This is a genomic window from Marivirga arenosa (assembly GCF_030503875.2).
GTDB classification, from domain to species: Bacteria; Bacteroidota; Bacteroidia; order Cytophagales; family Cyclobacteriaceae; genus Marivirga; species Marivirga arenosa.
Genome location: NZ_CP129968.2, coordinates 892,670 through 916,304 on the forward strand (window position 1 = coordinate 892,670; position 23,635 = coordinate 916,304).

Here is a 23,635-nt window from a genome sequence, read left to right on the forward strand (position 1 = left end):
TTTATTCTCAATACTTTGTACTTATATCTCTGTACTTTTGATATCAAAGCGTTAAACTCCCAACAATAATCTAGTTGGATCTTCAAGTAACTCTTTTACTCTTACCAAGAAGCTTACTGACTCTTTTCCATCAATAATTCTGTGATCATAGCTTAAGGCTACATACATAATAGGCCTGATTTCCACTTGCCCATTAATTGCAACTGGTCTTTCTACAATATTATGCATACCCAGAATTGCTGATTGAGGAGCGTTAATTATAGGAGTAGAAAGCATTGAGCCAAAAATACCACCATTAGTGATGGTGAAGGTACCTCCGCTCATTTCCTCTATGCTCAATTTACCGTCTCTAGCTTTTTTAGCTAGTCTTACTACTTCTCCTTCAATTTCATTGAAAGATAGTTTCTCTGCATTTCTAATTACAGGAACTACTAAACCTTTTGGAGATGATACAGCAATTGACATATCTACATAGTCCGAATATACCATTTCATTACCATCAATTTGAGCATTAACCGCTGGCCATTCTTTTAGAGCCATAGTACAAGCTTTTGTAAAGAATGACATAAAGCCTAAGCCTACTTCATATTTCTCTTTAAATTGCTCTTTGTATTTTTTACGTAAGTCCATGATTGGCTTCATATCCACCTCGTTAAAAGTGGTTAACATAGCCGTTTCATTCTTAACGCTTACCAATCTTCTTGCGACAGTCTTACGTAAGCTCGACATTTTCTCTCTGTTCTGAGCTCTTGCTTCTGATGAAGCTGGAACACTCTGAGTTTCAATTTTGTCTTCAGCTTTTTCTTTTTGAGGTGATGGTTTAGACTGCTGCTTTTCTGCATTTTCCGCATCTTCTTTTGTGATGCGACCGTCCTTACCCGTTCCTTTTATGTTTGCTGGATCAATACCTTTCTCCTTCAATATTTTTGCGGCAGCGGGAGAGGCATGTCCTGTTGCATAAGTTTCTTTTCCATCTTCCTGACCACTTGATGATGATTCACTTGAAGATGAACTACTTTCAGAAGAAGAGTCGCTAGGAGCACCTCCTTCAGTTACTTCGATTTTACAAATAGTAGCACCTATTTCGATGGTATCATCTTCCTGAGCAACAATTTTCAAGAATCCGTTAGCTTCTGCTGGTAATTCAAAAGTAGCTTTATCAGACTCTACTTCAGCGATTACTTCATCCATCTCTACATAATCACCATCAGACTTTAACCATGAACTAATGGTAACTTCTGTGATAGATTCTCCCACAGTAGGAACTACCATTTCATGAACTTCACCTGTCTTTTTAGGACCGCTGCCTGAAGAAGAATTACTACTATCAGATTTTGGTTCTGACTTTTCTTCTTCTTTCGATTCAGCCTTATCTTCTGATTTAGATCCCGAACCTTCAGCATTTTCATCAATCTCACAAATTACAGCCCCTACTTCGATGGTTTCATCTTCTTCGGCTTTTATTTTTAAAACGCCAGACACTTCAGCGGGTAGTTCGAATGTTGCTTTATCAGATTCTAATTCTGCAATAATTTCATCTTGTTCAACATAATCACCATCTTTCTTTAACCATGATGCTATGGTAACTTCAGTGATTGATTCGCCTACTTCAGGTACTTTTATTTCTAAACTCATGTTTTCTGAATTCTATCTTAAAAAATTTTATTTCTTATTATCTAAATCAAAAGCTTTTTCAACTAATGCTTCTTGTTCTGCCTTATGTACTTTTGCATATCCTGTAGCTGGAGATGCACTAGATTTTCGTGAAATCAACTGCAAGCCTGCTTTATTCGCAATAGTTCTTAGCATATAAGTCCAATATCCCATATTTGAAGGCTCTTCTTGTACCCAGAATATTTCAGGATCTTTGAATTTCTTCAATGCTTTATCGATTTGATTCATCGGGAATGGGTGTAGTTGCTCTATTCTTATGATGGCAACATCTTTACGTTTATCAGCTTGTTGCTTTTCTAAAAGGTCATAATATACTTTACCAGTACACAACAATACTCTTTTTACGTTTTTATTTGTTACATAATCATCTTCATAAATTTCTCTGAATTTACCATCAGTGAATTCTGATATTGGAGAAATTACTTTCGGATGACGTAGTAATGATTTTGGAGCAAATTGAACCAATGGTTTTCTAAACTCCCATTTTACCTGTCTTCTAAACATATGGAACAAGTTTGCCGGAGTAGTAATATTGGTTACTACTAAGTTTTCCTCTGCTGCTAATTGTAAGAACCTTTCAGGTCTAGCATTCGAGTGTTCCGGTCCTTGTCCTTCATAACCATGCGGAAGAAGCATTACAAGACCATTCATTCTCTGCCATTTACTTTCTGCTGAAGTGATGAATTGATCAATCATTACTTGAGCACCATTTGCAAAGTCACCAAATTGTGCTTCCCAAATGACTAATGCATTTGGAGTAGCCATGGCATAACCATATTCAAAACCTAATACGCCAAATTCTGATAATAAAGAGTTAAAGATTTTGAATTTCTGCTGTTGATTTTCTTCAATATGATCAAGATTGCAATAAGGTTCGTTTGTTTCTGCATCAAAAACATAAGAATGTCTGTGAGAGAAAGTTCCTCTTTTCACATCCTGACCAGACATTCTAACGATAGTATTTTCAGATAGTAAGGAACCATAAGCTAATAATTCTGCATCAGCCCAGTTTAACATTTTCTCATCAAAGAAATTCTTCTTTCTATCCTTAAATAATTTATCAATTTGCTTAAGAGGTTTGAAACCTTTTGGTAGACTTGTTAAAGCTTTTCCAATTTTGTCAACCAATTCTTGAGAGATAGAAGTGTCTGGAGATGCTAAAAAATCGTCAGATTTAGCTCTTCTTAGCTGTTTCCATTCTTCTTCTATTTTTTGAGGTTTATAAGGTAATGGCTTTTGTTTAACCTCATTCAATCGATCTTGAAGTTGCTTTTTGAAATCCTTTTCAAGTTTTTTGATTGAATCATTGTCTAAATCACCTCTTTCAGTCAATTTCTTTACATAAACCTCTCTAGGGTTGGCATGCTTTGCAATTTTATTGTAAAGTTTAGGCTGAGTAAATTTAGGTTCATCACTTTCATTATGTCCATGTCTTCTGTAGCATAATAAATCGATGAAGATATCTTTATGGAATTTTTGTCTGTATTCAACTGCTAAATTTGCGGCAAAATTTACTGCTTCTGCATCATCGCCATTTACGTGTAATACAGGAGCATCAATCATTTTAGCAATATCTGTACAATAGATTGATGAACGTGCATCGTCATAATCAGTCGTAAAACCTACTTGATTATTGATTACTAAATGGATGGTTCCTCCAGTAGAATACCCTTCCAATAATGACATTTGAGTAGTTTCATAAACTATTCCTTGTCCGGCAACAGCTGCATCTCCATGGATTAAAATTGGAACTGCTGCATCTGCATTGTCATTGTATTCGTCATCAATTTGTGCTCGAGTGTATCCTAAAACAACGGAATTTACAGCTTCAAGGTGAGAAGGGTTAGGTGTTAATTTAACATAAGTTTTTTTGCCACTTGTAGTTTCTAAATGACTTGAATACCCCATATGATATTTTACATCTCCATCTCCCATAGTAAGATCAGGATCTGTGTTTCCTTCAAACTCCGCGAAAATTTGCTCGTAGGTTTTATTCATAATGTTAGCTAAAACATTTAACCTACCTCTGTGAGCCATCCCGATTACTACCTCTTTCGTACCCAATTCAGAAGATCTATTAATAACTTTATCTAAAAATGGGATGGTGTTCTCTCCACCTTCAAGTGAGAATCTTTTCTGACCTAAGAATTTTGTATGCAGGAAGTTTTCAAAGACAACTGCTTCATTTAGTTTTGATAAAATTCTTTTCTTTTCTTCTAATTGAGGCTGATAGTCACCTTTTGATTTTTCAGCTTTATCAATAAACCAATCCACGATTTTTGGATCACGTATATGCATATATTCGAACCCTATGGAACCAATATATATTTTATCTAAGGCATCAACTATTTCTTTTAAGCTAGCTTTACCGATTCCTATTTCTTGTCCAATTGAGAATTTCTCGTTCAAATCCTCCTTTTTAAGGTCGAATTCTTCTAAGCTTATTCTAGCATCATGCGGTCTTCTTTCTCTAACCGGATTGGTTTTAGATTTCAAATGACCTCTCATTCTGTATGCCTGTATCAGATTACGAACATGAGTTTCTTTTGAAGAGACCTTTAAATCTGTAGCTTCGCCATTTCCACCAAAATCTTGTTGAGAAAATTCAAAACCTTCAAAGAACTTTTGCCATGAATCATCTACTGATTCAGGATCATTTTTATATGATTGATAAAGTTCCTCGATATAATTGCCATGTGCATTGGCTATATAGGTGTATTTATCCATTATGGAATTGTTTTATTTATTGATAAGCAAATATAAACACTTATGAAAAACTATTAAAATTGCTTATGCGATTAAGCGGAATCAATTGATTTTCAAATATGTTGGCACTAATAACGGTCTTAATACACTTGGTGTTTTAAAAATTGGCAATTACTTAATGTAGATCTAGATTGTGCAAAGTTTTAATAGGCAATAGGCTTTGGTCGTTTATAATTAGTAGTCATTTCAAAAGACTTTAAAAGAGTTAATATTATCTATATTTTGAATATTTTGGTATCGCGAATTGTGATTTAGGAATGGATTTGCGGTAATTTATTGTTTTAATGTAATCAGGAAAGACTCAAACTTAGATTTACTCATCGTAAATGAATCGTTGAAAAGCTTAGAAGGTGGGAAAGAAGCTGATTCAAAGGATTTTGAAAACACTAATTTTATTTGAGAATTTTAGCATAAACTCATTAACTTATTGATTATTAAGTTCCTACAGATTATAACTAATTTTTAAAAATTACTAAACTTGTGTTTCTTTTCAGAAAATTATATACCTTTGCACTCCAAATATAAAAGAGGGACGTGATCCTTCGTAATTGCTAAATAAAATAGAAAATGGCAGTAAAAATTAGATTGGCCAGAAGAGGCCGTAAAAAACTGGCGATATACGATGTAGTCGTAGCTGACGCCCGTGCACCACGTGATGGTCGCTTTATTGAAAAAATAGGTACTTATAACCCAAATACGCCTGTTGCAGCTATCGAGCTTGACAACGACAAGGCTTTTCAGTGGTTAATGAATGGTGCTCAGCCTACTGATACAGTTAGAGCTATGCTATCATACCGTGGATTGCTTTATAAAAAGCATTTACAAATTGGTGTGATAAAAGGTGCTTTAACTCAAGAAGAAGCTGACAAAAAACTAGAGGCTTGGTTAAAGGATAAACAAGCAGCTATCGAAGGAAAAGAAAAATCTATTGCTGATAAAACAGCAGCTGAGAAGAAAGCAAGATTAGAAGCAGAAGCTAAAGTTAATGAGGCAAGAGCGGAAGCAATCCGTAAGCGTCAAGAAGAAGCTGAGGCTGAAGCGAAAGCTGCTGAAGCTCCAGCAGAGGAGGCAACTGAAGAAGCACCGGCTGATGAGGCTGCTACTGAAGAGGCTCCAAAAGCTGAAGCATCTGAAGAAAACTCAGAAGAGAAAAAAGAAGATTAAAATAATTTCCCCATGAAGCTTGACCAATGCTTTCAGTTAGGTATGGTATTGAAGCCTCATGGTTTAAAAGGAGAATTATATATCTCTTTGGATACTGATTATCCAGAGGATTATGCGGAAATGGAATCAGTCTTTCTATCACAAAATGGAAAGTTGGTTCCATTTTTTATTGAGCGTATTCAATTAAAAAATAAAGAAGCCTTAGTAAAGTTTGATGATATTGACAGCAAGGAATCAGCCTTAAATTTAAGAGGATCAACGCTTCATTTGCCACTAACACAATTACCTGAATTAACTGGCAATCAATTTTATTTTCATGAGATTGATGGATTTAAGGTTTTCGATGTACAGAAAGGTGAGTTAGGGATTGTTAAGGAGGTGTTTGAAGCAGGTCATCAAGATTTAATAGGTATGGAATATCAGGGGAAAGAAGTTTTGATCCCTATTAATGATGATGTAATTCTTAATGTCAATAGAGAAGAATCAAGCATAGAAGTGAATTTGCCTGAAGGTTTACTAGAGTTATATTTAGAAGAAAATGAGGATTGATATAATCACTTGCTTGCCCAAATTATTAGAGGGTCCATTTTCTGATAGTATACTTAAAAGAGCTCAAGAAAAAGGATTAGCTCAAATTTATGTGCATGATTTAAGACAATATTCAACCCATAAGCAGAGAAGTATTGACGATTATGCTTATGGTGGTGGAGCAGGAATGGTTTTGCAAATTGAGCCTATTGCTGCTGCCATTGATGACCTTAAATCTCAACATGCGTATGATGAGATAATCTATATGAGTCCTGATGGTGAACAGTTTAGTCAACCTATCGCTAATGAGTTAGCCTTAAAAGGCAACTTACTTATATTGTGTGGTCACTATAAAGGAGTTGATGAGCGTGTAAGAGAGCATTATATTACTCGTGAAATTAGTATTGGCGATTATGTGATTTCTGGAGGGGAGTTAGCTGCAGCGGTAGTAACTGATGCGGTGATCAGGTTAATTCCTGGAGTACTGTCAGATGAAACCTCAGCCTTAACAGATTCCTATCAGGATGGATTATTAGCACCGCCAGTGTACAGTAGACCAGCGGAATTTAAAGGATTGAAAGTTCCAGATGTGCTTCTTTCCGGTCATGCTGCCAACATTGAAAAGTGGCGTTTTGAGCAAGCTGTAAAAAGAACTGAGGAACGAAGGCCAGATTTATTGAAAAAAGAATAAAAAAATATTAATATGAGATGCAAAGAATAAAATTATCCTTATATTTGCACTCCATTTTTCGGGATATAGAACCGAAACCATTATCGGAAAAAAGAAAGAGCCATGAGCGATTTGATCAAAGAAATTGAAAAAGAATATCACGAAGCAGTAAGCAAGTTTCCTGAATTTAAAGCAGGGGACACAGTGAATGTTCACGTAAGAATTAAAGAAGGAAATAAAGAGCGTATTCAGCAATACCAAGGAACTGTAATTCAAAAAAGAGGTTCTGGTAACTCTGTTACTTTCACTGTAAGAAAAATTTCTAGTGGAATTGGTGTTGAAAGAATTTTTCCTTTAATCTCTCCTGCTATCGATAAAATCGAAGTGGTAAGAAGAGGTTCAGTTAGAAGAGCAAAATTATACTACTTAAGAGGTAGAAAGGGTAAATCTGCTAGAATTAAAGAAAAAATCTAAGGATTTACATTCAACATACAAGAGGCGATTATGGAAACATAATCGCCTTTTTTTTTCGATTAGGATCATATTTAAAACGATTAAGTGAATAAATTCTTAGATTTATTCTATTTTTACACTGATGTTTGCTAAGTTTTATCAATACATAAGAGCCTTCAGTTTAGATGTGGTTGCAGGTGCTGTAATCAGCGCTCGATGGATTGGAAATTACTTTAATGCAGATATCCCTACCGAAGCAATTTTAGCCCTTGGTCTCACTGTGTGGCTAATTTATACTATTGATCATTTGTTGGATGCCAGAAAGCTCAAATCGAAAGACGTATTCCTACGACATGCTATTCATCATAAAAATGCTCCGTATATATTTGGCTTAATTGCGGTGGTAACTATGGTTTTAATTTTTATTTTACAAAGTTTAAAACCCTATCTAATTGGCTATGGATTAGCTTTAGGATTTGTAGTCTTTTGCTATTTGATTTATGTTCATTTCATTCAAAAAACTGCAATCTGGGCAAAAGAATGGTTCATTGCACTAGTTTATGCTTCAGGTATATGCCTTCCTACCTTTTCTTATATACAAGAAATCCCGCTTATCTTAATTTACTTTTGGTTGCAGCTTTTTATTCTGGCAAGTATTAATTTGATACTGTTTAATATGATTGAGTATAAAACGGATAAGCAAAATGGTTTTAATTCATTTGCTACCATTAAAGGAGCTGATTTTTCAAGAAGAGTCATTTTATTTTTATTGTTTGCTTTTGTCCTCATTTGGTCATCATCCTTTTTATTATTTAAAGCGGAGGAGCTTTTAGATTACCAAGCGATGTTTATTTTCATGGCATCCGTATTAGCAATGGTGTTAAGTAAGGAGATTGTTCTACGACAAGAAGAATGGTATAGGGTAATAGGTGATATAGTTTTTGTATTACCAATATTAGAAATTCTTTTAATCGATGGCTAATTTCAATCGCATTGCTGGGATTTATGATGCTTTGAAAAAAATAGTTTTCAAAGATCAACTAGAAAATGCAGCTCAACACTTCTTGAAGGATATATCTCAAAATAGCTCGATTATAATAATAGGTGGGGGCAGCGGGCAATTATTAAAGGGCTTTGATAATACTCACAAAATAAGCTATGTTGAGCTGTCATCTAAAATGATTGAAAAAGCTAAAAAGGTAAGAACTAATGCTGAAGTTAAATTTATTAATGCAGATATTTTAAATTTTCATTCTATTCAGCATTATGACTACGTTATCACTCCTTTTATACTAGATTGCTTTAAAGAAAATGAGTTAGAGATTATATTCTCAAAGATTGAAGCTATTAATCATACAGCTACAGTCTGGATTCATACAGATTTTTACCCCAAAAAGATATGGCAAAAAGTTTTAGTGAAGCTAATGTATTGGTTTTTTAATTTGGTCACAGGTTTAAGCACATCAAAACTACCCGATTTTGATACCATTTTTAAAAAGCATGATTTTATTTTGAAATCAAAAGCCTCTTTTTTCCATTCTATGATAGAATCCAAAATTTATCAAAAGATTGAATGACGAACTCCTTTCGATTTCGGAATTATCATCTTAATTTTGCCCAATTTATTTAGCCCAACACAAATAAAAATCTCATGCCTAAAGACAACAGCATCAAGTCAGTTCTTATCATCGGTTCAGGTCCTATTATCATTGGTCAAGCTTGCGAATTCGATTACTCCGGTTCTCAAGCATCAAGATCTTTAAGAGAGGAGGGAATAGAAGTAACCTTAATTAACTCCAATCCGGCAACTATTATGACGGATGAGGTTACAGCAGATAATATTTACCTTAAACCGCTTACTAAGAAATCAATAGTTGAAATTCTTGAAAAGCATGATATTGATGCAGTATTACCCACTATGGGAGGTCAAACTGCCTTAAACCTCGCTATAGAATGTGATAAATCAGGGGTTTGGAAAAAATACGGAGTAAAAATGTTAGGTGTTGATGTGGATGCCATTGACACTACTGAAAATAGAGAGTTATTCCGTTTGAAGATGGAAGAGCTTGGTGTAGGAGTTTGTAGAGGAGAGACTGCTACTTCTTTCTTACAAGGAAAAGAAATCGCACAGAAAATAGGCTTTCCATTAGTATTAAGATCATCTTTTACGCTTGGTGGATTAGGTGGGGCTATTGTAAAAGATCCCGCAGAATTTGATAATGCTCTTAAAGATGGTTTACATGCCTCTCCAATACATGAAGTCCTAATTGAACAGAGTATTTTAGGTTGGAAAGAATATGAATTAGAAATTCTAAGAGATAATATTGGGAATGTAATTGTGATATGTTCGGTAGAGAATTTCGATCCAATGGGAATTCATACTGGAGATTCCATTACGGTTGCACCTGCTCAAACTTTACCTGATACAGTTTTCCAAGAAATGAGAAACCTGGCCATCAAAATGATTAAAGGCATAGGTAATTTTGCTGGAGGGTGTAATGTACAGTTTGCAGTTAATCCTGAAAATGATGATATAATCGGTATTGAAATTAATCCTAGGGTTTCAAGATCATCGGCTTTGGCTTCAAAAGCAACTGGTTATCCAATTGCAAAAATTGCAGCTAAATTGGCAATCGGTTATGATTTACATGAATTAAAAAATCAAATTACAAAAAATACTTCTGCATTTTTTGAGCCATCATTAGACTATGTGATCGTGAAAGTGCCAAGATGGAACTTTGATAAATTCCCTGGCTCTGATAGAAGATTAGGTTTTTCGATGAAATCAGTAGGGGAAACTATGGGGATTGGAAGGAATTTCCAAGAGGCCCTACAAAAAGCTTGTCAGTCTTTAGAGATAAAAAGAAATGGACTGGGAGCCGATGGGAAAGAATTAAGAAAGCAGGATGAAATTCTTTACAGTTTAGAAAACCCAAGCTGGAATAGATTATTCCATATATATGATGCCTTTAAATTGGGAATCCCTTTCAAAACAATACAAAAACTTACCAAAATTGACAAATGGTTCTTAGAGCAAATTGAGGAGCTATTAGTGCTTGAGAAAGAGGTTGAGAAATATCATATAGAAAACCTTCCGAAAGAGTTGATGCTCGAAGTGAAGCAGAAGGGCTATGCTGACAGACAAATTGCCCATTTGGTAAGGTGCCTTGAAAGTGAAGTCTATAAGAAAAGGGAGGAGATGGGAATCAAGCGAGTTTATAAATTGGTTGATACTTGTGCTGCAGAGTTTGAAGCCCAAACGCCTTATTATTACTCTACTTTCCAGGAAGAGAATGAATCTGAATCCAGCGATAAAAAGAAAATCATCATTTTAGGTTCTGGACCAAATAGAATTGGTCAGGGAATTGAATTCGATTATTCATGTGTTCATGGTGTATTGGCCGCTAAAGAATGCGGTTATGAAACTATCATGATCAACTGTAATCCTGAAACAGTTTCAACCGATTTTGATACTGCTGATAAATTATATTTCGAACCTGTATTCTGGGAACATATTTATGACATTATCCTTCATGAAAAGCCTGAAGGTGTAATTGTTCAATTAGGAGGTCAAACAGCTCTTAAATTAGCTGAGAAACTAAACCGTTATGGTATCAAAATCATAGGGACTTCTTATGAAGCCTTAGATCTAGCAGAAGATAGAGGTTCATTCTCTAAGTTGTTAGCTGATAATGATATTCCGTATCCTAAATTCACCGTAGTGGAAGATGCAGATAATGCTCTTGAGGTTTCTAAGGATATTGGGTTTCCTATGCTCGTAAGGCCATCATACGTATTGGGTGGACAAGGAATGAAGATTGTGATCAATGAGCAGGAGTTGGAAGAACATGTTGTAGATGTTTTAAGAGACATTCCAGGTAATAAAGTATTGTTAGATCATTTCTTGGATGGTGCTATTGAAGCGGAAGCTGATGCAATTTGTGATGGTGAAGATGTTTACATCATTGGGATAATGCAACATGTGGAACCGGCCGGGATTCACTCTGGTGATTCATATGCTGTATTGCCTCCTTATAATTTGGGAGATTTAATCATCACACAAATTGAAAATTACACTAAAAAGATTGCCTTAGCACTAGAGACTAAAGGTTTGATCAATATTCAGTTTGCAATTAAGAATGATACAGTTTATATAATTGAGGCAAATCCGAGAGCTTCCAGAACCGTTCCATTTATTTGCAAGGCTTATAATGAGCCTTATGTAAATTATGCTACTAAGGTGATGTTGGGTGAAAAGAAAGTGAAAGATTTTAAATTTAATCCAACGAAGAAAGGATACGCTATTAAAGAGCCAATATTCTCCTTCAATAAATTCCCGAATGTGAATAAGGAATTAGGTCCAGAAATGAAATCAACCGGGGAATCAATCTATTTTATTGATGATTTAATGGATGATTATTTCCTTAAAATTGTATCAGAACGAAACCTTTACTTAAGTAGATAGTAAATATTAATAGCAAATTCCTTTGGCTTAGCAGGAACCTTAGCTAAAGGAATTTGTTGTTTTTTATAGTAATGTACTAATTTTGGCAATAGCCTTAGAAAAAGAAATATGTTTAAGTTTTTATTAATTCTCTTTTTAATTGGATACTTATTTTTCAAGATAGGAGGATTTATATTCAGATTATTTTTAGGAAGAACAGCAAAAGCTGCCCAGGAAAGACAATATCAGCAAAATAATAAAGGAAGAACCACTAAAGATGGAGTTCATATAGATCATATCCCTAACCAAAAGGGTAAAAGATCCGGAGGTAATTTTAAGGGTGGTGAATATGTAGATTACGAAGAAGTATAATTACTGAGCAAATACTTTTCTTCCTGACCAAATAAAAGCGATGGTAAGCCCGGCAATAATATGCCATATTCCCCACCAACCTGCAATTATCGCCATTCCACCTATACCATCAAAAAAGTTGAAAATTAAAACAAGGCCAAGACCTGAATTTTGTATTCCAGTTTCAATAGAAATGGCCTTTCTTTCTTTTTCTTCTAATCCACTTAATTTCCCCATCCAATAGCCACTTAAGAATGCTAAGCCATTATGGAATAAAACAATTACAAAAATGATGTGAATGAATTCAATGAAATAATTGGCGTTTTTCATAAAAGCAATCACAACAAAAGCAGCAAAAATAACAATTGAAAGGATGTTCACGGGCTTTCTGATTTTGTTTGCAATCTGGGGTTTATATTTAGCAAAGCTAACTCCTAATACCACAGGTATTAAAATGAGATATAAAATGGTTGAAAACATATCCCATACATTAAGGGAAATGCTGCTCTTTAAACTTTCAGCACTTGATATAAATGATGACCAAAAAGCAAAGCTAAATGGTGTCATGAAAATAGCAGCTGAAGTGGTTAATGCTGTTAAACTAACTGATAACGCTGCATCGCCTCCAGCTAATTTGCTGATAAAATTACTAATATTACCGCCAGGACAGCAGGCTACCAGAATCATTCCTAGTGCCATACTAGGGCTTGGCTCAAAAATAAAAATAAGGATTAACGTTATGATGGGTAAGATAACCCACTGAGAAATCAGCCCAACTAATGATGCTTTAGGGTTTAAAAGAACTCTTTTAAAATCTTCCACTCTCAAGTCTAGTGCAACACCAAACATGATAAAGCCCAACAAAAAATTTAACAACAATAAGCTTTCGCTATTGAAATTAAGCGTTACTTCATCCATATTCATAAAGCGAATATATGAAAATTTATAATGCTGGCCTTGAAAAAATTATCACATTCAAGCTTTCAATTCAGCTTTTAGAAATTTGCCTGTGTAGCTATTTTTTAATTTAATAATTTTTTGTGGTGTACCTGTGAATACAATATTTCCACCGCCAGTTCCACCTTCAGGCCCTAAATCAATTAGATAATCAGCCACTTTTATCACATCCATATTATGTTCAATAACTAGAACAGTATTTCCCTTATCAACCAGTTTTTGCAAAACTGTTAAAAGGTGCTCAATATCTTGGAAATGGAGACCTGTTGTCGGTTCATCTAAAATATAGAATGTATTTCCAGTATCTTTTTTCGATAGTTCAGTGGCTAATTTTACTCTTTGAGCTTCACCCCCTGAAAGAGTAGTAGCATGTTGGCCAAGCGTAATGTATCCTAAACCAACTTCTGATAATGTCTTTATTTTTCTTAAGATTTTAGGTTGATTAGTAAAAAACTCAACTGCTTGTTCAACCGTCATATCTAATACATCCGAAATAGATTTACCCTTAAATCGAACTTCTAAGGTTTCCCTATTATATCTTTTGCCTTTACAGGTTTCGCAAGGAACGTGAACATCTGGCAAGAAGTCCATTTCAATTAGTTTCATTCCTGCTCCTTCACAGGTTTCACATCTTCCTCCTTTTACGTTAAATGAGAACCTACCCGGTTTGTAACCTCTAATTTTAGCTTCAGGAAGATTACTAAATAATGCTCTTATGTCAGTAAAAACTCCAGTATAGGTAGCCGGGTTTGATCTTGGGGTTCTGCCTATAGGGGACTGATCTACTTCAATTACTTTGTCTAAGTGCTCTAATCCTTTGATTGAGTCATGTTCCATCGGATCTTTTTTAGATCGATAGAATTTCTGATTCAAAATACGGTAGAGGGTATCATGTATCAGAGTAGATTTACCACTACCTGACACACCCGTAACGCACATCATCGTTCCTAAAGGGAAGTCTACATTAACATTTTTAAGGTTATTTCCTTTGGCTCCTTTTAATTGAAGTTTCTTGCCATTTCCTTTTCTTCTTTCCTTTGGGATTTCAATGGCTAATTCTTCTTTTAGGTATTTAGCGGTTTTACTGTTTTGTTTTAAGAATTCATCAGGATTACCTGCTGCAACAATCTTTCCGCCATGTCTGCCGGCTCCTGGCCCAATATCTAATATAAAGTCTGATGCCAGCATCATATCTTTATCATGTTCGACTACCATAACAGTATTCCCTAGGTCTCTTAGGTCTTGCAGAGCAGCTATAAGCTTTGTATTATCTCTCTGGTGTAATCCAATACTAGGTTCGTCTAAAATATAAAGAACGCCTACTAATTGAGTTCCTATCTGTGTGGCAAGTCTTATTCTTTGTGCTTCTCCACCCGAGAGTGTTTTTAAAGGTCGGTCTAAGGATAAATAGTCAAGCCCCACATCAAGCATAAAACCTAATCGCTTCCTGATTTCTTTTAATACTTCAGCTCCAATCAGATTTTGTTTTTCTGATAATCTACTTTCAATCCCCTCAAACCAATTCCCTAAATCTCCTATGCTCATTAACGCTAATTCAGAGATGTTTTTACCATCAATCAGAAAGTGAAGTGATTCTTTTTTTAGCCTAAGACCATTACAGTCAGGGCATTTCTGAATGACGGTATATTCTTCAAGCCAGTCACGCATTTTATCTGTCCCACTTTCCTGCTGCTTTTGGAGAAACTTAATAATTCCTTCGAAACTAGTACTCCATTTTGTGCCTGGATATTTTTTAGAATTAACCTCAACCTTCATTTTACTCCCATAAAGTAGTACATTTAATACTTCTTCTGGAAATTTCTCGATTGGGGTACTGAGGTTTACATCCGTATTCTTTAATAAAGCATCTACCTTTTTAAAGATCCATATATCCCTATATTCACCTAGAGGAGCGATTCCACCCCTGCTAATGCTCAATTTAGGATTAGGAATAACGGTTTCTTTTGTAATGTTCTCTAATTCTCCTAAACCTTTACAAGTCGGACAGGCTCCATAAGGAGAGTTAAATGAAAAACTATTAGGAGCAGGTTCGTCATAAGCTAAACCTGTTTCAGGATCCATCAAGTTTTGAGAGAAATGATGAACATTTCCATCAGTATCTCTCACCATCATGATGCCATTACCATGCTTTAAGGCTGTTTTTACAGATTGGGTGATACGATATTTATCTTTTTTATCTACAACAATACGGTCAACCACTATCTCGATATCATGGGTTTTGTATCGGTCAACCTGCATACGAGCATCTATTTCTAGAATCACTCCGTCCACACGGGCTTTTGTAAAGCCCATCTTTCTAATTTGTTGAAAGAGTTCTCTGTAATGACCTTTTCGTCCTTTTACAACTGGAGCTAAAATGCTAAGTTTTGCATCAGGGAATTCACTTATTAGATGCTCAATAATTTGATCTTCAGTCTGGCGCTGCATTTTCTTACCCGTTTTGTAAGAAATAGCCTCTCCAGCTCTTGCATACAAAACCCTCAAGAAATCATAAATTTCGGTTAGGGTGCCGACAGTTGATCTTGGGTTTTTAGAGGTAGTTTTTTGTTCTATTGAAATAACAGGGGATAGTCCATTAATTTTGTCAACATCGGGTCTTTCCATATTCCCAATAAAAGAACGGGCATAGGCAGAAAAGCTTTCCATGTACCGTCTTTGCCCCTCTGCATAAATTGTATCAAAAGCTAAGCTTGATTTACCACTACCGCTAATACCTGTAACTACTACAAGTTTATCTCGAGGTATCGATATGTCAATATTCTTTAAATTATGCTCTCTGGCACCAATTACTTCAATAAACTCTTCCTGACTTGCTGTAGTAGCGTTTTGTGTATTATTTTTGGCTTCTTTTGTTAAACTCATCCTCTAAATTTCTAACTTGCTAATTTACAAAATAGCATAGAGGATTGTTTCGTTTTAGGAAAGATAAATTCTAATTAGATTTTTTGATTCCTCTATAAATAAATATCCAGCCTATAATAAAATAAGGAATACTGAGCCATTGCCCCATATTTAATGTCATATCCGCTTCGAATGCAGATTGATCAGCTTTCACAAATTCAATGAAAAAACGGGCAATGAATACTAATACAAGCATTAAACCAAATACAAATCCGTTTTTATATTTCTGCTTTTTGTCTACCCAAAATAGAATTCCAAATATTAAGAGATAGGATAGAGCTTCATATAATTGTGCTGGATGTCGGGGAATGTTATCTATTTGTTTAAAAATAAATGCCCAACTTACATTCGTGGCTTTACCTATAATTTCTGAATTCATAAGGTTGCCTAGGCGGATAGAAGCACCAGCCAGTGGGACTACCAAGGCAATAGTGTCAATCATCCATATTTTACTGATTTTATTTTGCCAGGAGAAAATAATAAGTGCTATAATAACTCCAGCTCCACCGCCATGACTAGCTAAGCCTTGATATCCAATAAACTCAAAAGTAGGGGAGAATCGAAAAGGAAGTAAAATTTCTAAAAGATGGTTTTGATAATATTCCCAATCATAAAATATGCAATGCCCCAACCGAGCTCCTATCACTGTTCCGATTACTAAATAAACAGCTAAATTATCTAGTAGTTTAGTATCAACATTATCTCTTTTAAAGCGCCATTTTACGAATTGATAGCCTAAAACAAATCCTATTCCGAAAAGAATGGAATACCATCTTAATTGATAGAAACCAAAATCAAATACTATTCCGTCAGGATTCCAGATAATGTAGTTGAGCATTATTTATGATTTATTTAGTTGAACTTGCCTTTTTATACTTTCCTCCAAAGATATAAAAGTCTCTGTTCTTTCTATCCCGGAAATAGGTTGAATTGAATCATGTAATATGTTTTTAAGGTGATTGGTGTCTCTACAAACTATTTTTACAAACATAGAATATGCTCCTGTAGTATAATGGCAATCGACTATTTCAGGTATTTCCTTTAAGGCTGCTACCACATCATCGTATAAAGAGCTTTTTTGGAGATACACTCCTAAAAATGCCGTTACATCCAAACCTAGTTTTGACAAATCAACTTGTAGCTGAGAATTTTTAATTAAGCCTAGTTTTTCCATCTTTCTCATTCTGACATGTACAGTCCCTGGAGAAACAAATACTTCTTCGGCTACTTCAGTGTAGGGTTTTCGCGCATCCTGCATTAGGATATTTAATATGGCTAAATCTGTATTATCAAGTTGATAATTTTCCATATGGTTTGTGATTATAAATTACATAAAAATTAATAAATATCATCTAAAATTATTGAATCTGTATTTATTATCAAATATTATTAAATAATATTTAAGTAATTGATCTTTTTATTACCTTTGAAATATCAGAAAGGCAAAAAGTGCTGATCAGAATAAATTTTGTAGAGTGATGGAATTGGCAAACATGCCCTCCTGTCTCGGGGGTGGAGATTTGGGATAAAGCACAGTCGTTTCACGATAATTTCCTTTTGGGAATCTCAAAGTAGTTTATCGTGGAAACTGTAGCCTAACTACTCCTTGGAGGTTCGAATCCTCCCTTTACAGCAAAAAGTATAAACGGTTTACTTTTTATTAAAATAAATTGTAAGGTGATGGAATTGGCAAACATGCCCTCCTGTCTCGGGGGTGGAGGTTTGGGATAAAGCACAGTTGTTTCACGATAATTTCCTTTTGGGAATCTCAAAGTAGTTTATCGTGAAATCTGTAGTCTAACTGCTCTTTGGAGGTTCGAATCCTCCCCTTACAGCAAAATGCAATGAAGAGCTTTGTATTTTATCAATTTGATTGTTGAAATCTCTAGTGATCAGAGTTGAAAGGTTAACTTTTATTAAGCGTGGTTATTTGACAAGTACAATCTTTTGTACTTGTCGTTAACTTAAGCTATTACACTGTAGGGTGATGGAATTGGCAAACATGCCCTCCTGTCTCGGGGGTGAAGGTTTGGGATAAAGCACAGCTGTTTCACGATAATTTATGTATCCCAAAGTAGTTTATCGTGGGATCTGTAGCCTAACTGCTTCTTGAAGGTTCGAATCCTTCCCTTACAGCTTTTATCTGTATAGATATATTCCGTTATAATTAGATTTGCTCATATTACAAGTCTGAACTCCTTGAGCAATGAAATGAAATAAGATTTCTTTTGCCTCATCAATTTGTACTTTTTGGAAAGATATTTCGTCTTTAACGTTAAGAAGTGATGCTCGTTCAATGGAAGCTATTCCAATTTTCCATTCAGAACTGTTCCCACCACTTAAATCAATTAAGCTGCTGAATTTATCAATTATATTTTCTTTTTTTGATACGGCTGTGTGCATGATTCCCTATTTTATTTAAGTTAAATCTCGTTTAATAAATCTTAAATTCAAATTAATTCTATTAATTATCGGTTAAGTGCAACAAATAGGGTATTAATTCCTCTAATTCTAGGATAGAAATCTCATATTACATATGTAATATTTCATGAAATTATTGAAATATATTATTAGTAGGATGTTAGTCATAAAAAAAGACCGATATTTCTATCGGTCTCTTTTATTATTTCGTATCCTCTTTTTTATTTTCTTTCTTATCGTCCTTCTTCTTTTTCTTCTGCTTGATGAAGAGGTGTTCGCTCTTGCCATCGTGATCTGCTATGATGGAATCGCCAATTTTTATTTTTTCATTTAATATTTCTTCCGCTACTAAATCTTCTAAATATTTCTGAATAGCTCTGTTCAATGGTCTTGCGCCATATTGTTGATCATATCCTTTCTTAGATAAGAAGTCTTTAGCTGCTTCAGTTAAATCAATATCATATCCTAAAGAAAGCATTCTGTCAAATACTTTTTTCAATGAAATATCAATGATTTTATGTAAGTGCTCTCTTTCAAGACTATTAAATACAATAACATCATCCAATCTATTTAGGAATTCAGGACTAAATGCTTTTTTCAAGGCATTTTGAATGGTTGATTTCATCACCTCATTAGAGTTCTCCTCTTTTGCGGCTGTTGAGAATCCTATTCCAGCACCAAAGTCTTTAAGATCACGCACTCCAATATTTGAAGTCATGATGATAATTGTATTTCTAAAGTCTACCCTTCTTCCTAAACCGTCAGTAAGGATCCCATCATCCAATACTTGAAGCAATAGGTTAAACACATCAGGGTGAGCTTTTTCAATCTCATCTAATAAAACTACCGAATAAGGTTTTCTTCTTACTTTTTCAGTAAGCTGACCACCCTCTTCATACCCAACATAACCCGGAGGCGCACCCACTAGTCTTGATACGGAGAATTTCTCCATATACTCACTCATATCAATTCTGATTAGAGCATCCTCTTTATCGAATAAATAAGTAGATAAAACCTTTGCTAACTCAGTTTTACCAACACCAGTTGGGCCTAAGAAAACGAATGAACCAATTGGTTTTTTAGGATCTTTCAATCCAATTCTGGTCCTTTGAATTGCTTTTGAAAGTTTTTGAATTGCTTCATCCTGACCAATTACATGACCTTGAAGGTCATCTGCCATTCCTTTAAGTTTAACGCTTTCGTTTTCAGCCACGCGTTTAGTAGGAACGCCAGTCATCATAGCAATTACCTCAGCAACATTCTCTTCCGTTACGGTATATCGCTTTGCTTTGGTTTCATCTTCCCACTTTCTCTTTTCAGTTTCTAAGTCCTCAATAAGCTTTTTCTCAGTATCTCTTAATCGAGCTGCTTCTTCGTATTTCTGACTTCTTACAACTTTATTCTTTTCTTTTTTGATGTCCTCAATTGAAGCTTCTAACTTAACAATTGAATCTGGAACATGGATATTATTTAAGTGAACTCTAGCCCCAGCTTCATCCATCACATCAATTGCTTTATCAGGCAAGAATCTATCAGAGATATATCGATCACTTAACTTCACACACGCATCAATAGCCTCGCTAGTGAAATTTACATTATGGTGATCTTCGTATTTATCTTTAATATTGTCTAATATCTCTTTTGTTTCTTCAGGAGTAGTAGCATCTACCATTACCATTTGGAAACGTCTTGCTAATGCACCGTCTTTTTCAATATATTGACGATACTCATCTAAAGTTGTGGCACCAATACATTGTATTTCGCCTCTTGCTAAAGCTGGCTTAAACATATTGCTCGCATCTAATGATCCTGATGCACCACCAGCGCCAACTATAGTATGAAGCTCGTCAATAAATAGAATGACATTTGGAGATTTCTCCAATTCATTCATTACAGCTTTCATTCTCTCCTCAAACTGTCCACGATATTTGGTACCCGCCACTAATGAAGCAAGGTCTAAGGTAACTACTCTTTTATTGAAGAGTACTCTTGATACTTTTCTTTGAATAATTCTTAAAGCAAGACCTTCAGCAATGGCTGTTTTACCAACACCTGGCTCACCAATTAAGATTGGGTTGTTTTTCTTTCTTCTTGATAAAATTTGGGCTACCCGTTCAATCTCTTTTTCACGGCCTACAATAGGATCAAGCTTATCTTCCTCTGCCATTTTGGTTAAATCACGGCCAAAATTATCTAAAACAGGTGTTTTAGATTTTTCACTTGATTTCGATCCTCCTGAACTACCGGATTCTCTTGAACCTCCGCCAAAAATTTTACCAGAATCCTCATCGCTGTCCTCAGTATCAGAAGATGCCATAGGATTTTGTGTTTGATATTCTAAAAGCTCTTTAATAACGTCATAATTAACATCAAACTTCTCCATTACTTGAGAGGCAATATTGTCCTCATCTCTAAGAATAGAAAGTAATAAGTGCTCAGTACCAATTAATTGACTTTTAAAAATCTTTGCTTCTAAATAAGTAATTTTTAATACTTTTTCAGACTGCTTCGTAAGAGGAATATTTGCTAAGTTTTTAACATTATTTGTAGCAGTTCCTCTTGTACTTCTTTCTAATTCGCCACGAAGTTCATCGAGCGAAACGCCAAGCTTTTTCAAAAGACTGATCGCCACACCTTCACCTTCTCTTACCATTCCTAAAAGTAAGTGCTCTGTACCTATATAGTCGTGGCCCAATCTTAAAGCCTCTTCTCGGCTTAAAGAAATAACCTCTTTAACTCTGTTTGAAAATTTTGCTTCCATATGCTTACTGCTCGATATTCTAAAATTATATGTCCGAAGACATAATTAAATGTAACTATTATAAAAACTAAATAAAAAACTTAAGGTTTAATTTATTTAATTTTTGACTGTTTAATAACAGTTTTTGTGTTTGGTCCTTCATTCATGATCAAGTCCAATACACTTAAATTTGACTCAAATTCATTGCCAAAACTTTGGCCATAGGGAATGGACTTATAAAATTTGTTTAAAAAATTGGCTTTTTTAGGATGTATTAACGATCTGGCGTCTATAACGTTTCCTGAAACACTTTTTTTATAGCTGACTGATTCGGTAATTTTTATAGGTTGATTTGTGATTTTGAGACAGATTGTCAGTAAATCAAAATTTAAATCCCATAACAAATTATATTTCTTCTCATAGATGGATTTAAATTCTTCAGCAAAAAATTCGAAAAAAGGAGATTTACCATAGCAGGTTTGAATGGTTCTCCAGTGTTTTTTATTCCAAGATTGAGAATTATCTATTTTAATATCCTTGCTTTTAATTTTTTTATTTGCGCCAAAGAGTGGAACAGTCAATACTTCAATTTGCTGTGAGGATAATAAATGACACCTATTTCTGTAGGTTTGCTTTTCAAAATATTCCTCTGCTTCAAGAATTAATTCATTTTGACCTTCAATAGCAGAAAAAAAAGCAATAGAAGGAAGGTATTGTAAGTCTATTAATATGGAGTTTTCCATGAATATGTGATTTTCCAAGTTGATTTGAAAAATAAAGAGTTGAGAAATAGGATTATTGAACCTCTCCTAGTCCTTCACGGATAATTTCTGCTGGCTCAACAGTGCAGTCAATAACGGTAGATGGGATATTTTTACCATAACCACCATCAATCACGATATCCACAAGATTTTTAAAATTCTCATAAATCTTTTCAGGATCAGTTGGGTATTCCACTATGTCATCATCTTCACGAATTGAGGTCGAAATCAAGGGGTTTCCTAAACTTTTCACTATTTCAATAGGAATATTATTGTTAGGGATTCTTATCCCAACCGTTTTTTTATTCGCATTTACGATTTTAGGAACATTACTGTTTGCAGGTAAAATAAATGTAAAAGGGCCCGGTAAATTTTTCTTCATGATTTTGAAGGTAGGAGTAGACAGGTTTTTTACATAATCAGAGATATGGCTCATATCTTCACATATAAAAGACAAATTAATCTTTCCTGGCTTTATTCCTTTTACCCAGCATAGTTTATCAATGGCTTTTCTATTGGTTAAATCACAGCCTAATCCGTAAATAGTATCAGTAGGGTAGATGACAACGGCACCATCTTTTAATCGCTCAACTATGTGCTTGATTTTCCTAGGATCAGGATTTTCTTCAAATAATTTTATAAATTCTGCAGCCATATACAATTATAATCAATTTGAAGTGAATTAAGATAGTTCTAGCCCAAACAAAATTTCTAAATTTGCATTTTAAAATGTAGAAATCAATAAGTGTATGAATAGAAATAAATTTTTAATAGGTTTTGTAGTAGTGTTTTCTATCTTACTAACATCCTTTGTCTTTTACTTCTATCAAGTGTTCTTCTCTGAAAATATTTTAGTGGAAAAGGGAGATGAAATTATTTTGATAGAAGAGGATATGGATTTCAAGGATTTGCAGGATATGGTGTATGATAGAGGAATTGTAAATGATATGTTGTCCTTTAGTTTTGTGGCTAAAATTCTGGAATACCAAGAGAATATGAAGCCGGGTTTGTATTTGATGAAAAAGGATATGACCAATCTTCAAGCAGTAAGAATGCTTAGGGCAGGTAATCAGGTTCCTACCTCTACTACTTTTAATAATGTTAGATTAAAACCGGATTTAGCAGGCAAAATTACGGATAATCTTCAGGCAGATTCAGCTCAGTTTCTGAAGTTATTGAATAATGATTCATTGATTACTGCATATGGTTTTAATCAGCAAAACATCATGAGTATGTTCATTCCTAATACTTATGAAGTGTATTATACTATTTCAGAGCAAGCCTTATTTGATAAAATGTATGCCGAATATCAAAGGTTCTGGACAGACGAAAGAAAACAAAAAGCAGAAAAATTAGGTCTAACGCCTTTAGAGGTAAGTGCTTTAGCTTCTATCGTTCAGGCAGAGAGTGTTCAGTCAGATGAAAGACCAAAAATTGCTGAAGTATATTTAAATAGACTGGAGCGAAATATGGCACTTCAGGCAGATCCTGCTTTAGTATATGCAGTGGGTGATTTTACTATTAAAAGAGTGCTAAATGTTCATAAAGAGGTAGATTCTCCCTACAATTTGTATAAATACAGAGGTTTACCACCAGGGCCAATTAATTTACCTGAAATAGAATCAATTGATGCAGTTTTGAATCCCGATGATCATAATTATCTTTATTTCTGTGCGAAGCCTGATTTTTCTGGATATCATACTTTTGCCACTAATTTAAGGCAGCATAATATTAATGCCAGAGCTTATCAAAACGCATTGAATCGTTCAAATATTTATAGATAA

General features: G+C 34.6%; 19 protein-coding genes. 9 read left to right on the top strand and 10 right to left on the bottom strand.

Going from position 1 to position 23,635, the window contains the following annotated elements; translation table 11 throughout:
- Window positions 1-51 precede the first annotated feature (51 nt).
- On the bottom strand, window positions 52-1,635 hold the full coding sequence (gene odhB, locus QYS47_RS03845; RefSeq protein WP_322347786.1) for a 2-oxoglutarate dehydrogenase complex dihydrolipoyllysine-residue succinyltransferase: 1,584 nt from the start codon (window positions 1,633-1,635) through the stop codon (window positions 52-54).
- A 27-nt stretch (window positions 1,636-1,662) separates the two neighbouring features.
- Entirely contained in the window at window positions 1,663-4,401 is a 2,739-nt protein-coding gene (locus QYS47_RS03850; protein WP_308357694.1) for a 2-oxoglutarate dehydrogenase E1 component, read from the bottom strand.
- Window positions 4,402-5,007: 606 nt separating this feature from the next.
- Here QYS47_RS03850 and QYS47_RS03855 point away from each other — a divergent pair.
- The 8 genes from QYS47_RS03855 to QYS47_RS03890 all read left to right on the top strand — a co-directional run bounded on the left by QYS47_RS03855 (window position 5,008) and on the right by QYS47_RS03890 (window position 12,071).
- Window positions 5,008-5,604: a 30S ribosomal protein S16 gene (locus tag QYS47_RS03855; RefSeq protein ID WP_308357693.1), complete on the top strand. Its 597-nt coding sequence runs from the start codon at window positions 5,008-5,010 to the stop codon at window positions 5,602-5,604.
- A gap of 12 nt (window positions 5,605-5,616) precedes the next feature.
- A complete protein-coding gene (gene rimM, locus QYS47_RS03860; RefSeq protein WP_308357692.1) occupies window positions 5,617-6,153 on the top strand; it encodes a ribosome maturation factor RimM in 537 nt (178 codons plus the stop codon).
- Window positions 6,143-6,823, top strand: a complete 681-nt coding sequence (gene trmD / locus QYS47_RS03865; RefSeq protein WP_302127784.1) for a tRNA (guanosine(37)-N1)-methyltransferase TrmD — start codon at window positions 6,143-6,145, stop codon at window positions 6,821-6,823. The genes rimM and trmD overlap by 11 nt, the downstream gene beginning before the upstream one ends.
- A gap of 102 nt (window positions 6,824-6,925) precedes the next feature.
- The gene (gene rplS, locus QYS47_RS03870; RefSeq protein WP_308357691.1) at window positions 6,926-7,276 is read left to right on the top strand and encodes a 50S ribosomal protein L19; all 351 of its coding nucleotides are present in this window, start codon (window positions 6,926-6,928) and stop codon (window positions 7,274-7,276) included.
- A 121-nt stretch (window positions 7,277-7,397) separates the two neighbouring features.
- Window positions 7,398-8,237: a hypothetical protein gene (locus QYS47_RS03875; protein ID WP_302103431.1), complete on the top strand. Its 840-nt coding sequence runs from the start codon at window positions 7,398-7,400 to the stop codon at window positions 8,235-8,237.
- Window positions 8,230-8,832: a class I SAM-dependent methyltransferase gene (locus QYS47_RS03880; protein WP_322347787.1), complete on the top strand. Its 603-nt coding sequence runs from the start codon at window positions 8,230-8,232 to the stop codon at window positions 8,830-8,832. The genes QYS47_RS03875 and QYS47_RS03880 overlap by 8 nt, the downstream gene beginning before the upstream one ends.
- A 74-nt stretch (window positions 8,833-8,906) precedes the next feature.
- Window positions 8,907-11,720 carry a carbamoyl-phosphate synthase large subunit gene (gene carB / locus QYS47_RS03885; RefSeq protein WP_308357689.1) on the top strand — a complete coding sequence of 938 codons (2,814 nt, stop codon included), beginning with the start codon at window positions 8,907-8,909 and terminating at the stop codon, window positions 11,718-11,720.
- A gap of 108 nt (window positions 11,721-11,828) precedes the next feature.
- On the top strand, window positions 11,829-12,071 hold the full coding sequence (locus QYS47_RS03890; protein ID WP_322347788.1) for a DUF4834 domain-containing protein: 243 nt from the start codon (window positions 11,829-11,831) through the stop codon (window positions 12,069-12,071).
- Here QYS47_RS03890 and QYS47_RS03895 read toward each other — a convergent pair whose 3' ends face one another.
- The 8 genes from QYS47_RS03895 to QYS47_RS03930 all read right to left on the bottom strand — a co-directional run bounded on the left by QYS47_RS03895 (window position 12,072) and on the right by QYS47_RS03930 (window position 22,506).
- Window positions 12,072-12,974 carry a bile acid:sodium symporter family protein gene (locus tag QYS47_RS03895; protein ID WP_302127779.1) on the bottom strand — a complete coding sequence of 301 codons (903 nt, stop codon included), beginning with the start codon at window positions 12,972-12,974 and terminating at the stop codon, window positions 12,072-12,074.
- Between the two features lie 51 nt (window positions 12,975-13,025).
- Window positions 13,026-15,890: an excinuclease ABC subunit UvrA gene (gene uvrA / locus QYS47_RS03900; RefSeq protein ID WP_322347789.1), complete on the bottom strand. Its 2,865-nt coding sequence runs from the start codon at window positions 15,888-15,890 to the stop codon at window positions 13,026-13,028.
- A 70-nt stretch (window positions 15,891-15,960) separates the two neighbouring features.
- Window positions 15,961-16,767, bottom strand: a complete 807-nt coding sequence (lgt, locus tag QYS47_RS03905; RefSeq protein ID WP_302127778.1) for a prolipoprotein diacylglyceryl transferase — start codon at window positions 16,765-16,767, stop codon at window positions 15,961-15,963.
- Between the two features lie 3 nt (window positions 16,768-16,770).
- A complete protein-coding gene (locus tag QYS47_RS03910; protein WP_322347790.1) occupies window positions 16,771-17,238 on the bottom strand; it encodes an Lrp/AsnC ligand binding domain-containing protein in 468 nt (155 codons plus the stop codon).
- Between the two features lie 830 nt (window positions 17,239-18,068).
- Entirely contained in the window at window positions 18,069-18,332 is a 264-nt protein-coding gene (locus tag QYS47_RS03915) for a hypothetical protein (protein ID WP_302127777.1), read from the bottom strand.
- Window positions 18,333-18,552: 220 nt separating this feature from the next.
- The gene (locus tag QYS47_RS03920) at window positions 18,553-21,111 is read right to left on the bottom strand and encodes an ATP-dependent Clp protease ATP-binding subunit (RefSeq protein ID WP_308357683.1); all 2,559 of its coding nucleotides are present in this window, start codon (window positions 21,109-21,111) and stop codon (window positions 18,553-18,555) included.
- A gap of 92 nt (window positions 21,112-21,203) precedes the next feature.
- Entirely contained in the window at window positions 21,204-21,833 is a 630-nt protein-coding gene (locus tag QYS47_RS03925) for a WbqC family protein (RefSeq protein WP_302127776.1), read from the bottom strand.
- A 52-nt stretch (window positions 21,834-21,885) separates the two neighbouring features.
- Window positions 21,886-22,506: an L-threonylcarbamoyladenylate synthase gene (locus QYS47_RS03930; protein ID WP_302127775.1), complete on the bottom strand. Its 621-nt coding sequence runs from the start codon at window positions 22,504-22,506 to the stop codon at window positions 21,886-21,888.
- 94 nt (window positions 22,507-22,600) lie between these two features.
- Here QYS47_RS03930 and mltG point away from each other — a divergent pair, with 94 nt between their 5' ends.
- Window positions 22,601-23,635, top strand: a complete 1,035-nt coding sequence (gene mltG, locus QYS47_RS03935) for an endolytic transglycosylase MltG (protein WP_322347791.1) — start codon at window positions 22,601-22,603, stop codon at window positions 23,633-23,635.

What these genes read in the sequence shown, in the direction of transcription:
- uvrA (WP_322347789.1), bottom strand. Translation starts at nt 15,890, where the DNA reads ATGAGTTTAACAAAAGAAGCCAAAAATAATACACAAAACGCTACTACA.
- odhB (WP_322347786.1), bottom strand. Translation starts at nt 1,635, where the DNA reads ATGAGTTTAGAAATAAAAGTACCTGAAGTAGGCGAATCAATCACTGAA.
- QYS47_RS03915 (WP_302127777.1), bottom strand. Translation starts at nt 18,332, where the DNA reads ATGCACACAGCCGTATCAAAAAAAGAAAATATAATTGATAAATTCAGC.
- carB (WP_308357689.1), top strand. Translation starts at nt 8,907, where the DNA reads ATGCCTAAAGACAACAGCATCAAGTCAGTTCTTATCATCGGTTCAGGT.
- QYS47_RS03930 (WP_302127775.1), bottom strand. Translation starts at nt 22,506, where the DNA reads ATGGCTGCAGAATTTATAAAATTATTTGAAGAAAATCCTGATCCTAGG.
- trmD (WP_302127784.1), top strand. Translation starts at nt 6,143, where the DNA reads ATGAGGATTGATATAATCACTTGCTTGCCCAAATTATTAGAGGGTCCA.
- QYS47_RS03890 (WP_322347788.1), top strand. Translation starts at nt 11,829, where the DNA reads ATGTTTAAGTTTTTATTAATTCTCTTTTTAATTGGATACTTATTTTTC.
- QYS47_RS03925 (WP_302127776.1), bottom strand. Translation starts at nt 21,833, where the DNA reads ATGGAAAACTCCATATTAATAGACTTACAATACCTTCCTTCTATTGCT.
- QYS47_RS03875 (WP_302103431.1), top strand. Translation starts at nt 7,398, where the DNA reads ATGTTTGCTAAGTTTTATCAATACATAAGAGCCTTCAGTTTAGATGTG.
- QYS47_RS03850 (WP_308357694.1), bottom strand. Translation starts at nt 4,401, where the DNA reads ATGGATAAATACACCTATATAGCCAATGCACATGGCAATTATATCGAG.
- lgt (WP_302127778.1), bottom strand. Translation starts at nt 16,767, where the DNA reads ATGCTCAACTACATTATCTGGAATCCTGACGGAATAGTATTTGATTTT.
- QYS47_RS03920 (WP_308357683.1), bottom strand. Translation starts at nt 21,111, where the DNA reads ATGGAAGCAAAATTTTCAAACAGAGTTAAAGAGGTTATTTCTTTAAGC.
- QYS47_RS03895 (WP_302127779.1), bottom strand. Translation starts at nt 12,974, where the DNA reads ATGAATATGGATGAAGTAACGCTTAATTTCAATAGCGAAAGCTTATTG.
- rplS (WP_308357691.1), top strand. Translation starts at nt 6,926, where the DNA reads ATGAGCGATTTGATCAAAGAAATTGAAAAAGAATATCACGAAGCAGTA.
- QYS47_RS03855 (WP_308357693.1), top strand. Translation starts at nt 5,008, where the DNA reads ATGGCAGTAAAAATTAGATTGGCCAGAAGAGGCCGTAAAAAACTGGCG.
- mltG (WP_322347791.1), top strand. Translation starts at nt 22,601, where the DNA reads ATGAATAGAAATAAATTTTTAATAGGTTTTGTAGTAGTGTTTTCTATC.
- QYS47_RS03910 (WP_322347790.1), bottom strand. Translation starts at nt 17,238, where the DNA reads ATGGAAAATTATCAACTTGATAATACAGATTTAGCCATATTAAATATC.
- QYS47_RS03880 (WP_322347787.1), top strand. Translation starts at nt 8,230, where the DNA reads ATGGCTAATTTCAATCGCATTGCTGGGATTTATGATGCTTTGAAAAAA.
- rimM (WP_308357692.1), top strand. Translation starts at nt 5,617, where the DNA reads ATGAAGCTTGACCAATGCTTTCAGTTAGGTATGGTATTGAAGCCTCAT.